The sequence below is a fragment of the Rhodococcus sp. YH3-3 genome (assembly GCF_001653035.1).
GTDB classification, from domain to species: Bacteria; Actinomycetota; Actinomycetes; order Mycobacteriales; family Mycobacteriaceae; genus Rhodococcus_F; species Rhodococcus_F qingshengii.
In genome coordinates this window covers 688,063-704,212 of the sequence record NZ_BCWH01000003.1, presented here as the reverse complement: position 1 = coordinate 704,212, position 16,150 = coordinate 688,063, and the positions used below count along the sequence as shown (strand labels likewise).

Here is a 16,150-nt window from a genome sequence, read left to right as displayed (position 1 = left end):
TGCGACCCACGGGTCGTGTGCAATTGTCGGCCGAGAGTGGAACAGTGGAGTCATGGCACGAAATGGCGCGTTCGGCAGGTCCGACGAGGCCGGGACTCCCGACAATCCCGTACTGATCACCGAAGCGCAGCAGTCCGTCGAAGAACAGCACAAAGCCCGAGTGCGCAAGTACATGATCATCATGTCCTTCCGGTTCCCGGCGTTGATCCTCGCGGCGATCGCGTACGGCATCTGGGCCAACGCCTGGATCTCGATGCTCATCATCGGTGCATCCATTCCGCTTCCCTGGATCGCCGTCCTGATCGCCAACGACCGACCACCGCGCACCAAGGACGAACCGAGTCGATACGACGGACGAAAGAAGACCGCAGGCGAGATCGAATCCGCGACGCACCACACCATCGAAGGCTGACAAGTTCCGCCTGCGAGAATGACAGGGTGAGAAGCGAAACGCTCCTGTCCATCACCCCTGCGCTGCGTGAGGCTCTGCTTCGCAATCGATTCGACACCGGAACCATGCTCGAGGCGTTGGGTCCCGAAGTTCACGCTGCTCTCGGTCGAAGTGAGCCGGTGCCCGTGCGCCGCGCCACCCGAGAACTCGGGGACCTGGGCGTTCTCATCAGACTGTTCCTTCTCGCCGATGACTGCCCGGCGGGCGACGTCGCCGCGGCGCTGGCTCCGCTGACAATCGCGCAGTGCGTCGACGCCGGTCTGCTCGAAGGTGAGAACTTCGACAGTGAGAATCCGCTCGTGCGGGCCGCGGTGGATCTTCGCCCCATCGACGTCGGCGACGGCGATCGTTGGGTGATCTCGGATCTCGACGGCGGAATCCGTCCCAAGAAGGCCACGGCCGATCATGTGCTGGGCGTCGGGCATGCGTCACTGTCCTTGCTGCAGGCCACGCCCACCGCGAGGGTCGGCAGCGTACTCGACCTCGGTACGGGATGCGGCATCCAAGCCCTGCACGCGAACACGTACGCCGATTCGGTCACCGCAACCGACATCAATCAACGTGCTGTCGACCTCACGGCAGCAACCATGGCCCTCAACGGACTGGACGTCGAACTCCTTCAAGGGTCCTGGTTCGAACCCGTCGAGGGTCGAACCTTCGACCAGGTGGTCGCCAATCCGCCGTTTGTCGTCGGCGAGGCACGCGTCCATCACACGTACCGCGATTCCGGCCTCGATCTCGACGGTGCGAGCGAATTGATGATCTCGCAATCGATCGACTACCTGAACCCCGGCGGCACGGCAGCTCTGCTGGCGTCCTGGGTGCACGTCGAAGGCCAGGACTGGCGGTCGCGGATCGCGTCGTGGCTGCCGGCCCACGGCGTCGATGCCTGGGTGGTCCAGCGCGATGTCGCGGATCCGGCTCTGTACGTCGGTACGTGGCTCAAGGACGGCGGGCAGGATCCGCGAGATCCTGAAACGGCATCGAGAGCAAACGCCTGGCTGGATCACCTCGAAGAATCCGACGTCGAGGGCGTCGGCTTCGGTTTCGTGTTCCTTCGCCGCACCGACTCCCCCACCGACCTGATGGCCGAGGACCTCATGCACGGCTTCTCGGACCCGCTCGGGGCCGAGGCGCTCGCTTACTTCGACCGTCTTGCCTGGTTGCGTGAACACGACGTCCTCGAGGAACGCTTCGTCCTCGATCCGGACACGGCTCTCGAACGCGTCTACCTCCCCGGTGACGAGGGATGGCAACAAGTGGTCACGCGTGTGCACCGCGGCAACGGACCGCACTGGCAGCACGAGATCGACGAGCTCGGTGCTGCGCTGTTGGCCGGACTCCGAGCGGATGGACTGGTGGTCGACGAATTGATCGAACTTCTTGCCGCGGCGAACGGCGAAGACCCGGACCAGCTACGTGAGGCCGTCGTCACAATGATGGTCTCGCTGGTTCGGCACGGGTTGGTGCTTCCCGTCACGAACTGAGTTCCCGGTGAGTTGCAGATTTTTGTGTTCTCAGCAACTTCTCAGGACGACTGGGAAATAACTGCAGGTCACGGCGATTTAGCGGAAATCGGCACGGGAACTTTCCCGGAACTCTCACACGTTGAACTGTGTGAGAGACCGCCGATAGGGAGGCAAGTCATGACAAGCCCCAGCACCACTACTCGCATTCGTCCGAGCGCCGCAGATCTGGACGCCCAGAGCCCGGCCGCAGACCTGGTCCGCGTCTACCTGAACGGGATCGGTCGTACCGCACTGCTGACAGCAGCAGACGAGGTCGAACTGGCGAAGCGAATCGAAGCGGGGCTGTACGCCAGCCACGTCCTTGCCACGGGAAAGCGCCTGACAGTCGCCAAGAAGAGGGATCTCGCAACGATCGTTCGCGAGGGACAGTCGGCACGTAGCCACCTCCTGGAAGCGAACCTGCGACTCGTCGTGTCGCTGGCCAAGCGCTACACCGGCCGCGGCATGCCGCTCCTCGATCTGATTCAAGAAGGCAACCTCGGACTCATCCGTGCGATGGAGAAGTTCGACTACGCCAAGGGCTTCAAGTTCTCGACGTACGCCACCTGGTGGATCCGTCAGGCAATCACCCGCGGAATGGCTGATCAGAGCCGCACCATCCGGCTCCCAGTCCACCTCGTGGAGCAGGTCAACAAGCTCGCCCGCATCAAGCGCGAACTGCACCAGCAGCTCGGGCGAGAAGCCACGGACGACGAGTTGGCCGAAGAGTCGGGCATCCCGGCGCACAAGATTGCCGACCTGCTCGACCACAGCCGCGACCCGGTAAGCCTGGACATGCCTGTGGGCAACGACGAAGAAGCGCCCTTGGGCGATTTCATCGAAGATTCCGAGGCGACCTCGGCCGAGAACGCCGTCATCGCCGGTCTGCTGCACAGCGATGTGCGCAGCGTGCTCGGGACGCTCGACGAGCGGGAGCAGCAGGTCATCCGACTTCGCTACGGTCTCGACGACGGCCAGCCCCGCACCCTCGATCAGATCGGCAAGCTCTTCGGCCTCTCGCGTGAGCGGGTTCGTCAGATCGAGCGTGAGGTCATGGGCAAGCTCCGCGTCGGCGATCGCGCCGAGAAACTGCGGTCCTACGCGAGCTGATCAAACAACACAGCACGTGCGTCAGCGCGCCACACCACTCGCGCTGACGCACCGCACAAAGCGCCGGCCACCGCTACTTCCCTCCCCCTCGGGAATGTGCGGTGGCCGGTGTTGTTCGCTGTGTCTACCGCAGCCGCCTGGGCCCCAGGTCGATTGCGCTCGGCTCAGGTCCGATTCGGACACGTGAATCGGTGATCTCCGCGCCGGTAGCCGAAGCGAGTACCGGCTCACAGGCCAGTTCGCGGACTTCGGGAATGTCGTCGGCCAGCGCCGAGATGCGCTGGACCAGATCAACCAACGCACCCTTGTTGACCGGAACGGCGTTGCGGTATCCGGAGAGAAGCGGCGCGGCCTTGGGCGCGTCGATCAATTCCGTAGCAGCGTCCTCGGTGAGAGGCAGTACGCGATAGGCACGGTCACCGAGGAGATCGGAGATCACACCGGCAAGCCCGAACGAGATCAGCGAACCGAACGACGGGTCGTCTTGGACACCAACCACACATCCGATGCCCTTGGTTGCCATTTTCTGCACGTGCAGCAGCGGTTCACCCGACGCTGCCGCAAGATCTCGGTAAGCGAGGCGCACCGATTCCGGTCCACTCAGATCCAGCCTGACACCGCCCAGATCCGGTCGGTGTCGCCACATTTCGCCGGTTGCCTTGACCGCGACCGGGTAGCCGACAGCATCCGCTGCCTCTACTGCTTCGTCTTCGCTCAGGACCGAACGGAATTCGACGACGGCGACCCCGTAACACTCGAGCAGCGCCGCCGCTTCCACATCTGAAAGCCAACGGCCAGGAGAGTTTTCAAGCCAATCTGCCACCATCTTCTGGGCTCGCTCGGAGTCGATACCCACGGGGCGAACCACCTTCGACGCAGGCTTGCTGCGCCACTCCGCATATCGCCAAGCCCTCGCCAACGCCAGGGCGGCACGCTCCGGCCCCGGGTAGGACGGCACCGAACCGCGGGTCGGGTTACCGACTTCGTCACGAACCGCCAGGACGTCCGGCACACCCTCAGCTGCGAGGAACGTGGTGAGAATCGGCTTGTCCGAGCCTGCGACGGCGTCCTTGAGTGCTTTCGCGAACGGCTCGACCGGAATGGCGACCGGAGGAACGAAGACGGCAATGACGGCATCGACGTCGAACGACGCCAAAGCGTCGCGCACGGCAGTGGCGAACAGTTCCGGACTCGCCTGGGCGCCGAGGTCGACCGGGTCGCTGACCTGCAGACCTTCACTGCGGGCCGCGTCCGCAGCAAGGACACCGAGCGCGGTCGAGTTGCCGATGACCGCAAGCCGGGGGCCGGCGGGCAACGGTTGGTATCCGAAGAGCAAGGCGCAGTCGAACAATTGTGAAATGGACCCGACCTGAATGACGCCCGCCTGTTCGAAGAGGGCGCGGACGATCGAATCGTCGATCTCGACTCCGGTGGCGGCGAGCACCGGCGGAACCGCGTGCCGACCGCTCTTCACTGCGACGATCGGCTTCTTCCGCGCAACTCGACGCGCGATGCGAGAGAACTTCCGTGGGTTGCCGAAGCTCTCCAGATAGAGAAGGACCACTTCGGTGGACTGGTCGGAATCCCAGTACTGCAGAAGGTCGTTACCCGAGACGTCCGCACGGTTACCGGCGGAAACGAAGGCGGACAATCCGATTCGGCTGCGAGCGGCTTCGTCGAGAATGGCGATACCGAGCGCGCCGGACTGACAGAAGAAGCCGACGTTGCCTGCCACCGGCAAGACCGGCGCGAGCGTCGCATTCAACGAAATCGCCGGGTCGTTGTTCGCGACACCCAGCGCATTCGGGCCGATGAGGCGCATACCGTGAGCGCGCGCTGCATGGACCAGTTTGCGTTCGGACGAGCGCCCGTCCGGACCACTCTCACTGAAGCCCGACGAGACGACCACCAGCGCTTTGACGCCCTTGTCGAGGCAGTCGTCAAGTACCGAATTGATCGATTCTGCAGGTACAGCCACGACGGCGAGATCGACGTCGTCGGGGATGTCACGAACCGTCGGATATGCCCGAACGCCGTGTACCGAACGATGCTCTGCGTTGACGGGATAGACCGGTCCGGTGAATCCGCCGCGCAGCAGGTTGGTCAACACCGCGTTACCCACTTTGGCCGGGTCCGCTGATGCGCCGATCACCGCCACCGATCGCGGGCTGAGCACGTTTCCCATGCTGCGGGCCTCAGCTGCCCGCTCACGCGAATTACGTACTGAAACAAGCGCTTCCGTCGGGTCGATCGCGAATTCGAGTCTCAGCACGCCACCGTCGAAAGAGCGGCTCACCTGATACCCCGCCTCACGGAACACCGTCACCATGTTGCGGTTCTCGGAGAGGACCTCGGCGACGAACATCGTCAGACCGTTCTCGGCCGCTGCCGCTGCCAGGTACTCGAGCAGGATCGGGCCGAGGCCGCGCCCCTGGTGTGCGTCGGCGACGACGAAGGCGACCTCGGCAGACTTTCCGTCACCGACGTCGAGCAGTCGCTCGTATCGACCCACCGCGATGATCTCGTCGCCGAGCATCATCACGAACGCCACGCGGTTGTGGTGGTCGACCGTCGTGAAGTTCTTGACGTCGCGCGCCGACATCGTGGGGTACGGGCCGAAGTAGCGCAGATACCGGGTGCGCTCGGAGAGTTTGCCGTGGAATTCGACGAGCTTGTCCGCGTCTTCGGGAACGATGGGTCGCAACGCCACCGCTCCGCCGTCGGAGGCGAGAACATCGACTACCCAGGAATGGGGATAGGTGTGAGCGGGGTCGGTCTTCGGCGCCTGGCCGCTCGCCTCGCCGCCTGCAGCTTCGGTATCGGACTGTTCAGTCACGGGGATCCTCCGGGTCGAGTCCGAGTAGCGGGAACGAAGCGCGACGTGTCGCGATGATCGCCGAGTCGATACGGGTGAGTGCACGGTCCACCGAGGCGACACCTGTCTCCGGTGTACCACCCGGGCCGTCCCACGGCGTGTAGGCGACATCGCCGCCGTCCCCCATGGTCGGCGGGAGGTCGACGCTCGGCGCTCGCAGCTTCGTCGATTCCTTCCAGTCTTCCGGGACAGCGGTGTCGACGTCGATCTCGCGATCGAGCGCTGCAGCGATCAAGTGAGTCCATGCCCTCGGCACGACGCGCACCAGTCCGTATCCCCCGCCTCCGACTGCCAGCCACCGCCCCTCGGAGTAGCGGTCGGCGAGGTCACGCATCGCCAGGAACGCGGCGCGCTGACCGTCGACGGTGAGGGCGAGATCCGCGAGCGGGTCCTCGCGGTGCGAGTCGACTCCGCACTGGCTGATGATGATCTGCGGGCGGAAGGCTGCAATGGCTCCCGGGACGACGGCGTGAAATGCACGCAGCCACAACGCGTCGACGGTTCCGGGCAGCACCGGGATGTTCACCGCCGTACCTTCGGCGGCCCCGTCGCCGACCTCGCTCGACCATCCGGTGTTCGGCCACAAGGTTGCCGGGTGCTGATGCAGCGAGACCGTGAGCACCCGCGGGTCCCCGAGGAACGCATGTTGCACTCCGTCGCCGTGGTGAGCGTCGACGTCGATGTAGGCGATGCGGTCGTAGCCGTTGTCGAGCAGCCACGAAATCGCAACCGCCGCATCGTTGTAGACGCAGAATCCAGAGGCCCAATCCGCCATCGCGTGGTGCATGCCGCCGCCGATGCTGACCGCGCGCCTCGTACGTCCCGAAGCGATTTCCTGCGCTGCGGCCAGCGAGCCGCCGGCGAGGATCGCACTGGCTTCGTGCATGTGCGGGAAGACCGGGTTGTCCTCGGTACCGAGCCCGTGGGGAACATCCTGGCCGCTCACACCGTTGTTCGCAGAGTTACCCGCGTCTTTGACCGCTGCAAGATATGCCGGTGTGTGGATTCTGAGGAGGTCGGCATCGGACGCGGCACTCGGTTCGAGAAATTCGATGCCCTCGAGAAGTCCGAGGCTTCGCGAGAGTGCCATCGTGAGATCGAGGCGAGTGGGATTCATCGGGTGATCGGCGCTCCACCGATAGCTCAGGTACTCCGGACTCCACACCACGACTCGATTCGCTCGAGACGCCGCGGGGTCCCCGTCAGATCTGATCGACGCGGTCATGGGATCACGCTACTTCCTTCTCGTTTCGTGCTGCACACCACACTCGTGGCCCGCTTCGGAGACCGAGATCGAGTGACACGAATCCAATTCGGACACGCGCTGGACTCGCCGCGGTGGAGGCGGCACCGGAACCACGAACTGAACGGTAGAATGATCAACTGACGAAGGGGTTGAGTGTGAAGGATCTAGTCGACACCACGGAGATGTATCTCCGGACGATCTACGACTTGGAAGAAGAGGGCGTAGTCCCACTCCGGGCGCGGATCGCCGAACGGCTCGAACAGAGCGGACCCACCGTCAGCCAGACTGTTGCGCGTATGGAGCGTGACGGCTTGCTGATGGTCGCCGGCGATCGACATCTGGAACTCACCGACAAGGGTCGCGATCTCGCGATCTCTGTCATGCGTAAGCACCGGTTGGCAGAGCGCCTGCTGGTGGACGTCATCGGTCTCAAATGGGAAGACGTACATGCCGAGGCATGCCGTTGGGAGCACGTGATGAGCGAGGAGGTCGAGCGTCGGCTCGTCGTCGTTCTGAACAACCCCACGACGTCGCCCTACGGCAACCCGATTCCGGGCTTGGACCAGTTGGGACTCGACGGCCCGGTTGCCACCACCGAAACATTGGTGCGCCTGACCGATATTCCGCACGGCGCACAGACAGCTGTGGTCGTTCGGCGACTGGCCGAGCACGTGCAGTCCGATCCCGAGGTGATCGCGCAGCTGCGTGACGCCGGCGTCGTTCCCGACGCCAGGGTGACGGTCGAAACCCGTCCGGGCTCGGTGACGATCATCGTGCCGGGTCACAGCGGGTTCGACCTGTCCGAGGAAATGGCTCACGCCGTTCAGGTCAAGCAGGTCTGAGGAAGTAGATGAAACTCCTGGTCACCGGCGGCGCCGGTTACGTCGGCAGTGTGTGCAGCACTGTGTTGCTCGAGCGTGGACACGAGGTTGTCGTCATCGACGACCTCTCCACCGGAAATGCCGACGCGGTGCCTGCCGGTGCCGAGTTCATCGAAGGAGACGTGGGAGCGCTTGCTGCCGACGTCCTCGGCAGTGCGGGTTCACCGGTTTTCGACGGTGTGCTTCACTTCGCGGCGCAGTCGCTGGTCGGCGAATCGGTGCTGCACCCCGAAAAGTACTGGCGCGGAAACGTCGTCACGACCATCGAGTTGCTCGAGGCGATCCGTGTCTCCGGTACTCCGCGCCTCGTGTTCTCGTCCACCGCAGCTACGTACGGCGAACCGGAGCAGTCCCCCATCGTGGAGACCGCTCCGACCCGCCCCACCAATCCGTACGGCGCGACCAAGCTCGCGATCGATCATGCGATCACCTCGTACTCGATCGCCCACGGCCTCGGTGCGACGAGCTTGCGCTACTTCAACGTCGCAGGTGCGTACAAGTCCGCCGGCGAGAACCGGGTGATCGAAACCCACCTGATTCCACTCGTCCTGCAGGTCGCGCTCGAACAGCGGGACAAGATCTCGGTCTTCGGAACCGACTGGCCCACGCCGGACGGAACCGCGGTACGCGACTACATCCACGTGCTGGACCTCGCCGAAGCACATCTACTGGCGCTCGAATCCTCGGTTCCCGGCGAGCACCGCATCTACAACCTCGGAAGCGGTGCCGGCTTCAGCGTGCGCGAGGTGATCGCCGCCTGTGCGCGGGTCACCGGCCTGCCGATCAACGTCGAGGACGCGTCACGACGGCTAGGTGATCCGGCGGTACTGATCGCATCGAGCGACAAGGCGATTGCCGAGCTCGGTTGGACGCCCACGCGTACCGATCTCGACGTCATCGTCGCCGACGCATGGCAGTTCCTCCAGGATCTGGGCGACCGCTCACACGCTGCTCGCTAGCTTCCACTCGGCAGTGCCGGCGGCAAGCCGGTGATTCCGAGCGATTCCCCGATGGACAATCCGACGGCCGCGAGGTCACGGATTCCGTCGGGGCGCACACCGGATTGCAGCGATAGATCCAGCAATCCCGCCAAGGTGTGTTCCGAATCGGCCGACAGCGCAACACCTGCCAGAGGGCCGTCGCCACGCACGTAAGCAAAGAAGCCGAGAAGTGTTGCCGGCCAAGCTCGTTCGGGCGACGGTACTTCATGGGTGAGCACGAGCCACAATTGCTCAGCATGTGCCGCAACGGACGTGATCGCCAATCCCAGCACCACGTCGCGCACGCGTACGTCCGTCAATGCGACCACCAGATCGGCGCATTCCTGCGGGTCAGGGCGGTGAGCGCCTGCCTCGACACGGCGGACATGTTCCAACACCAGATCGATCCGGCGCTGAACTGCGGTTTCACCGCTCGGTCCCCCTCTGTGCGCGCTCGACTCTCGTCGGCTCGCGATCAGTCGGGCAATCGTGTCGTGATTGCGAGCGGCGCCGTGTACCCACCGGACCAGTTCCTCACGCGAACGGCGAATGACCCTCCCGCCCAACACCTGTGCTGCCGCAACCGACGAAGATGCCGGGTCTGGCAGGGTGCCGCGGTGAATCGAACGCATGACGCTCGTCCACGGCTGGCCAGATTCTATTGCGGCCGTGCACAATACGTCGGCCAGCTCGACGCAGGTTCCGCCGAGCATGTCTTCGAATACCTCGGCCAGCTCGATGGTTTCATCGATCAGAGTTTCAGCTGCCGAGCAATCGGTGATCACCACGAGAACGACCGCACGCGCGCCTTCCCCGTCACAGACGGCGGCGAACTGGCGCAGCGCCGCGCTCATCTGCCTCGCGGGCTTTCCCCTGACACTGGGAAAGTAGTCGTGCCGCATCACTGGTCCGAGCGTCGAGGCGGAGGCGCCCATCAGAGACAGCGCAACCACAGAGTTGGACGGGTGGAAGCCCAGGAGTGCGGGTATTGCCGCGATCAATTCGCCTGGATCGGAGACGCGTTCGACGCATCCGAGAAGGGCGGCAAGGTCGTCGTCGGAGAATTCGAATTCTCCCGGAAGAGGTGATGTCGTCATGCACACACCGTCGCTGATCACCCTGACCCGGCCGTCTGCTCGACCAGGGAAAACAGCTGCGTCCAACTCGTCTGTGGATTACCGCATTTGTTGGGGACCAAGTACCGCGCCGCACCGAGCAGCTCCGCTACTTGTCGTACCTGTGTGCTGCGAAATCACTTGCCTGCTTTGACCTTCTGCACGGCTGCAGTGAACGCTTGATCCAGCGGTGCCGTCGAGGGCGTCGCAGAACCGAACGTCATCAGTGTTGTCGCCACCCGTACGTCGCCGACCTGCGCGATCAAGGTCAGCATCGTCTGATCACCGGCTGTGGCCTTGGGAGACACGACAGTGCGGCGAAGTGACATCGTCTTGTCGGCATCGATCGGCGACGGCGGAAGAATTTCCGTCGTCACTGCCGTAGTGACGCCGTTCGCAGTGACAGTCATGGACGGGCACTGCCGAGTTTGCGCTTCCAACTCGTCCAGTGGTGCATCGACCTTCGTGAGTTCAACCGAAATCGTTGCCCTCGTCGCGTTGTCGGTCCCGACCGCCATCACGGTCCCGTTCGGACCGTAATCCTGTTCCGGTGGCTCACATTCGGACGGATCGACGGTGGCACCGCGCGGGACGCCGACTAGATCCGGCGCTGCCATCGGAACGGCCTGCGGGGGCAGCACAACAGCGCCGAAGGGCTCGGGGAATTCCTCGGGAGTCAGCAGCAGTTCGGACAGCGGTGCCGCCGTTTTCGGAGAGGTGGATTTCGGCGTCGAGGATTTGGGTGCAGCCGTCGTACTCGGCGCCGCCGTGCCGCTGTCGGTCGCACCGGCAGTCGCCGGCGCGGAGTCCGGAACGGGTGCTCCTTGGACAGACCCGGAGCAGCCCGCGAGTAGTGCAACGGCGGCCACCGCAGCAAGTGAGCATGCGGCCACTCGCCTGGACGATCGTGGACACACCCGCATGTAAGCCTCCGCACTCGACCGATCCCGACAATCGACCAATCCATTTCGGACAAATCAGCCGTGCCGACCTTGTGTTCCACTCTGCCATGTCCGAAGCCGCGCACCCGACATCTAGCGAACGCCCAGGCCAAGTGTCGAAAGATACCGCTCAGCTTCGCTCTCGGCGAACGCCCGTCTCGTCGGATCGGGAATGATCGGTCACCGACTCGGTGTTCTTACCGATGAACGTCTGATCCAGTGCTGTCGGGCACCTGACTCCGATGCTGTCGAGCGTGCGCCGATAGTGGACACTTGAGATCAAGACCGAAGAGCGAAGGGGACTGCGATGGACGAACAGTCGAGGATGTACGAGCTGGAATTTCCGGCGCCCCAGTTGGCGGCTGCCGACGGCCAGGGACCGATCCTGATTCACGGACTCGAGGGTTACTCCGACGCCGGTCACGCCGTGAAGTTGGCGACGACGCATCTGCGCGAAAGCCTCGAGACCGAGCTTGTCGCGTCGTTTGCTGTCGACGAGCTGATCGACTACCGCTCGCGTCGACCGACGATGACGTTCAAGGCCGATCATTTCTCCGATTACGACGCTCCGGCGCTCAATCTGTACGCACTGCGCGATACGGCCGGCACGCCGTTCCTGCTGCTCGCAGGGATGGAACCGGACCTCAAGTGGGAGCGGTTCACCACAGCTGTTCGACTGTTGTCCGAACAGTTGGGAGTGCGTCGAACCATCGGACTCAACGCGATTCCGATGGCAATCCCGCACACCCGACCGCTCGGTGTGACAGCACATTCGACCAACAAGGACCTGATCCAGGACCATCAGCGTTGGTCAGGTGAACTGCAGGTTCCCGGCAGCGCATCATCACTGCTCGAGCTTCGTATGTCTCAGCACGGGCACGAGGCGATGGGCTTTTCGGTGCATGTCCCCCACTACCTCGCGCAAACGGACTACCCGGGCGCCGCAGAAACTTTGCTCGAAAACGTTTCCGAGGTTTCGGATCTGGAGTTGCCCTTGGTGGCACTGGGTGAGGCCGCGGCGCGCGTTCGGGAACAGGTTAACGAGCACATAGCCGGGAACGAAGAAGTTCAGACTGTAGTCCACGCTTTGGAGCGTCAATACGACACTTTTGTCGCCGCTCAGGAACAACAGTCGTCCCTTCTGGCCGGCGAGGCCGACCTTCCCAGCGGTGACGAGATCGGCGCAGAGTTCGAAAAGTTCCTGGCCGAACAGGCAGGAAATGACGACTTCGGCTCAGCTGGAGACCTCGATCGAGGCGACAACTGACGAAAATGTGACGGGCGGGGCGCATAATTCGACATTGTGCGCATTCCGCAACCCCTCCGTTACCTGGGCTGTTGTTCAGGACACATCCGTCGGATAGCCTCAAACTCTGTGTGATTTTCGTTGACGGCTCAACAACTGGAGCAGACAGTCAACGTGGTCACACGCCGAGCCAGGAGGCGACATGAGCAGACCACGGAACCGTCAGCTCCGACCGGTCCCCGACGAGGAACCGCGGATGATGTTCCGGACGATTCACGGCTACCGACGCGCATTTCGGATAGCCGGCGAGGGTCCGGCAGTACTGCTCCTGCACGGAATCGGCGACAACTCGTCGACGTGGACCGAGATCATTCCCCACCTCGCCAAGAAGTACACGGTCATCGCACCTGACCTGTTGGGTCACGGCCGTTCCGACAAGCCACGCGCGGATTACTCGGTAGCCGCGTACGCCAACGGCATGCGGGATCTTCTGTCGACGCTCGGCATCGAGCACGTCACCGTCATCGGGCACTCGCTCGGCGGCGGCGTAGCGATGCAGTTCTCCTACCAATTCCCACACATGGTGGATCGCCTCGTGCTGGTCTCGGCCGGTGGCGTCACCAAGGACGTCCATCCGCTACTGCGCCTCATGTCCGTTCCGGTGGTCAACGAGGTGGTAAAGCTGCTCCGGATACCTGGTGCGATGCCGCTCGTCCGGATGGCCGGGAACCTTGCCGGCGTAGTTCACGGTTCAAATTTGCGTCCCGGCACCATGTTGCATGACACACCGGACCTGATTCGCGTGCTCGCTGATCTCCCCGACCCCACTGCCTACGAGGCCTACCTTCGTACGCTGCGGGCCGTCGTGGACTGGCGCGGACAGGTCGTCACGATGCTCGACCGCTGTTATCTGACCGAGAATCTGCCGGTTCAACTGATCTGGGGCGACGACGACTCCGTCATTCCCGTCTCCCACGCTCACCTCGCGCACGCGGCGATGCCGAACTCACGGCTCGAAGTCTTCCGCGGCTCGGGCCACTTCCCGTTCCGCGACGATCCGATGCGTTTCCTGCAGATCGTCGAAGATTTTCTTTCCAGCACCGCACCACTCGTCTTCGACGAGGCTCGCTGGCGCCACATGCTGATCTCCGGGGTCGGCGAGAACACCATCACCGGAACGTCGTCCACCCGCATGGCGGTGCTCGACGCCATGGGCTCGGACGAGCGAAGCGCAACCTGATCCACGGTTGCGGCTAGCCTGTACGAGTGCTGCTGACGGAACTTCTCCCCGACAACGCGGATCCTGATTCCGTTTTCGACGCCTTCTCTTCGTGGACCATCGAACGAGGTTTGACGCTCTACCCGGCCCAAGAAGAGGCCGTCATGGAGTTGGTCTCGGGTGCAAACGTGATCCTTGCGACGCCGACCGGGTCAGGCAAGTCGATGGTGGCGATCGGCGCGCATTTCTATGCGATGTCGCTCGGCAAGCGCACCTATTACACAGCGCCGATCAAGGCCTTGGTGAGCGAGAAGTTCTTTGCACTGTGTGAGGTCTTCGGTGCCGAGAACGTCGGCATGATGACCGGCGACGCCGCCGTGAACTCGTCGGCGCCGATCATTTGTGCGACGGCCGAAATCGTCGCGAATCTTGCACTGCGCGAGGGCCCGAACTCCGATATCGGCCAGGTCGTGATGGACGAGTTCCACTTCTACTCCGAACCCGATCGAGGTTGGGCGTGGCAGGTTCCGCTCATCGAGTTGCCGCACGCCCAGTTCCTGTTGATGTCGGCAACTCTCGGTGAAGTCGACTTCTTCTCCGAAGATCTGACGCGGCGTACCGGGAAACCCACCACCGTCGTCTCCGGCACAGAACGCCCCGTGCCTTTGATGTTCTCGTACGCGACCACGCCGGTCGGCGAAACCATCGAAGATCTGGTGACCACCAACCAGTCCCCCGTCTACATCGTGCATTTCACGCAGGCCGCCGCCCTCGAACGCGCCCAGGCACTGACGAGCGTCAATTTCTGTTCCAAAGAAGAGAAGGAAGCGATCGCCGAGGCGCTGGGTGGTTTCCGCTTCACCACCGGGTTCGGAAAAACACTCTCCCGCCTGGTTCGGCACGGCATCGGCGTTCACCATGCGGGCATGCTGCCCAAGTACCGACGGCTCATCGAAGTTCTCGCACAGGACGGGCTTCTCAAGGTGATTTGCGGTACCGACACCCTCGGCGTCGGCATCAACGTCCCGATCCGCACGGTGCTGCTCACGGGTCTGGCCAAGTACGACGGTGTCCGTACTCGACATCTGAAAGCCCGCGAGTTCCATCAGATCGCCGGTCGCGCGGGTCGTGCAGGCTACGACACGATGGGCACCGTCGTCGTACAGGCACCGGAACACGAAGTAGAGAATCTGCGGGCAGTCGCCAAGGCCGGCGACGATCCGAAGAAGATCAAGAAGATTCAACGCAAGAAGGCTCCCGAGGGGTTTGTGTCCTGGAGCGAAGCGACGTTCGATCGCTTGGTCGCGGCCTCGCCCGAGCCGTTGGTGTCGCGATTCTCGGTCAGCAACTCGATGCTGCTCAATGTCATTGCCCGCCCGGGTAACTGCTTCGACGCGATGCGGCACCTGTTGGAGGACAACCACGAATCGCGTCCGGCGCAGCGCAAGCACATCCTCAAAGCGATCTCGCTGTATCGCGGATTGCTCAGCGCCGGCATCGTGGAACGCCTCGACGAACCCGACGAGTACGGCCGCATGGCTCGGTTGACGATGGACCTGCAACGCGACTTCGCCTTGAACCAGCCACTCTCACCGTTCGCCTTGGCGGCATTCGAACTTCTCGACGTCGAATCCGACAGTTACGCACTCGATGTCGTCTCGATCATCGAGTCGACGCTCGACGATCCGCGTCAGGTTCTGATGGCGCAGCAGCACTTCGCTCGTGGCGAAGCGGTTGCGCAGATGAAGGCCGACGGCATCGAGTACGAGGAGCGCATGGAACTCCTCGAAGAGGTTACGTGGCCGAAACCGTTGTCGGACTTGCTGTTCCCGGCTTTCGAAATGTACCGGGGTGGCCACCCGTGGATCACCGAGTTCGCCCTCTCCCCCAAGTCCGTGGTGCGCGACATGATCGAACGCGCCATGACGTTTGCCGAGTTGATAAGCCATTACGGACTCACCCGGTCCGAGGGCCTCGTCCTGCGCTACCTCGCCGACGCCTACCGCGCGCTGCGACAGACCGTCCCGACGGAAGCGCGCACCGAGGAACTCGAAGACATCATCGAGTGGTTGGGCGAGCTGATCCGTCAGGTCGACTCGAGCCTGCTCGACGAATGGGAGTCACTCACCGACCCCGGAGCCGAGGCAGATACGGAAGAGGTTGCGTTCGGCGCCGACATTCCCCGTCCCATCTCGGCGAACCCGCGCGCATTCCGCGTCATGGTGCGCAATGCGATGTTCCGACGCATCGACCTCGCGTCGCGTCGGCAGTGGAACGAGCTGGAAAACCTCGAGGACGGTATCGACGCCGCCGAGTGGGAGGAGCAACTACTCCCGTACTTCGAGGAGTACGCAACAATCGGAACCGGGCCATCGGCGCGCGGGCCGGCGCTCTTCCAGGTCACCGAAGAGGGTGAGTTCTGGCGGGTGCGGCAGGTGCTCGAGGATCCGGAGGGCGATCACGGATGGGCACTGCTTGCCGTCGTCGACATCCCGGAATCGGATGCCGCGGGTGAAATCGTGTTCGACGAGCTGAGCGTCGTAGAAGGCTAGCGCCTGTGCGCCTTTCTGGTAGTCGG

12 protein-coding genes are annotated in these 16,150 nt (G+C 63.4%); 8 read left to right on the top strand and 4 right to left on the bottom strand.

The genetic code is table 11. The features are described 5' to 3' along the window. The first annotated feature begins 52 nt into the window (after positions 1-52). From YH3_RS28540 to YH3_RS28530, 3 genes are all read left to right on the top strand, one after another. A complete protein-coding gene (locus tag YH3_RS28540; RefSeq protein ID WP_003942638.1) occupies positions 53-412 on the top strand; it encodes a DUF3099 domain-containing protein in 360 nt (119 codons plus the stop codon). A 26-nt stretch (positions 413-438) separates the two neighbouring features. Beyond that, positions 439-1,938 carry a class I SAM-dependent methyltransferase gene (locus tag YH3_RS28535; protein WP_054188517.1) on the top strand — a complete coding sequence of 500 codons (1,500 nt, stop codon included), beginning with the start codon at positions 439-441 and terminating at the stop codon, positions 1,936-1,938. Positions 1,939-2,097: 159 nt separating this feature from the next. Next, complete coding sequence (locus tag YH3_RS28530) at positions 2,098-3,069, top strand: sigma-70 family RNA polymerase sigma factor (RefSeq protein ID WP_003942639.1); 972 nt, start codon at positions 2,098-2,100, stop codon at positions 3,067-3,069. Positions 3,070-3,193: 124 nt separating this feature from the next. Here YH3_RS28530 and YH3_RS28525 read toward each other — a convergent pair whose 3' ends face one another. Together YH3_RS28525 and YH3_RS28520 are read right to left on the bottom strand one after the other, a co-directional pair. Next, the gene (locus YH3_RS28525) at positions 3,194-5,905 is read right to left on the bottom strand and encodes a bifunctional GNAT family N-acetyltransferase/acetate--CoA ligase family protein (protein ID WP_030536893.1); all 2,712 of its coding nucleotides are present in this window, start codon (positions 5,903-5,905) and stop codon (positions 3,194-3,196) included. Further along, positions 5,898-7,169: an acetoin utilization protein AcuC gene (locus YH3_RS28520; RefSeq protein WP_003942159.1), complete on the bottom strand. Its 1,272-nt coding sequence runs from the start codon at positions 7,167-7,169 to the stop codon at positions 5,898-5,900. The genes YH3_RS28525 and YH3_RS28520 overlap by 8 nt, the downstream gene beginning before the upstream one ends. 176 nt (positions 7,170-7,345) lie before the next feature. Here YH3_RS28520 and YH3_RS28515 point away from each other — a divergent pair, with 176 nt between their 5' ends. Both YH3_RS28515 and galE read left to right on the top strand, forming a co-directional pair. Further along, positions 7,346-8,032 (top strand): metal-dependent transcriptional regulator, encoded by a 687-nt coding sequence (locus YH3_RS28515; RefSeq protein WP_003942150.1) that lies wholly within the window; start codon positions 7,346-7,348, stop codon positions 8,030-8,032. A gap of 8 nt (positions 8,033-8,040) precedes the next feature. After that, entirely contained in the window at positions 8,041-9,030 is a 990-nt protein-coding gene (galE, locus tag YH3_RS28510; protein WP_003942257.1) for a UDP-glucose 4-epimerase GalE, read from the top strand. Here galE and YH3_RS28505 read toward each other — a convergent pair. Together YH3_RS28505 and YH3_RS28500 are read right to left on the bottom strand one after the other, a co-directional pair. After that, positions 9,027-10,148, bottom strand: coding sequence for a DUF4192 domain-containing protein (locus tag YH3_RS28505; RefSeq protein WP_193777209.1), 1,122 nt, complete (start codon positions 10,146-10,148; stop codon positions 9,027-9,029). The genes galE and YH3_RS28505 overlap by 4 nt on opposite strands. Before the next feature lie 155 nt (positions 10,149-10,303). Next, a complete protein-coding gene (locus YH3_RS28500) occupies positions 10,304-11,059 on the bottom strand; it encodes a sensor domain-containing protein (RefSeq protein WP_007732815.1) in 756 nt (251 codons plus the stop codon). A 355-nt stretch (positions 11,060-11,414) separates the two neighbouring features. Between YH3_RS28500 and YH3_RS28495 the strand changes: the two genes are divergently transcribed. The 3 genes from YH3_RS28495 (at position 11,415) to YH3_RS28485 (ending at position 16,124) form a co-directional block, all read left to right on the top strand. Continuing rightward, the gene (locus YH3_RS28495) at positions 11,415-12,374 is read left to right on the top strand and encodes a proteasome assembly chaperone family protein (RefSeq protein ID WP_003942198.1); all 960 of its coding nucleotides are present in this window, start codon (positions 11,415-11,417) and stop codon (positions 12,372-12,374) included. A 181-nt stretch (positions 12,375-12,555) separates the two neighbouring features. Then, entirely contained in the window at positions 12,556-13,593 is a 1,038-nt protein-coding gene (locus YH3_RS28490) for an alpha/beta fold hydrolase (RefSeq protein ID WP_007732813.1), read from the top strand. 26 nt (positions 13,594-13,619) lie between these two features. Continuing rightward, a complete protein-coding gene (locus YH3_RS28485) occupies positions 13,620-16,124 on the top strand; it encodes an RNA helicase (RefSeq protein WP_003942173.1) in 2,505 nt (834 codons plus the stop codon). Positions 16,125-16,150: the final 26 nt, after the last annotated feature.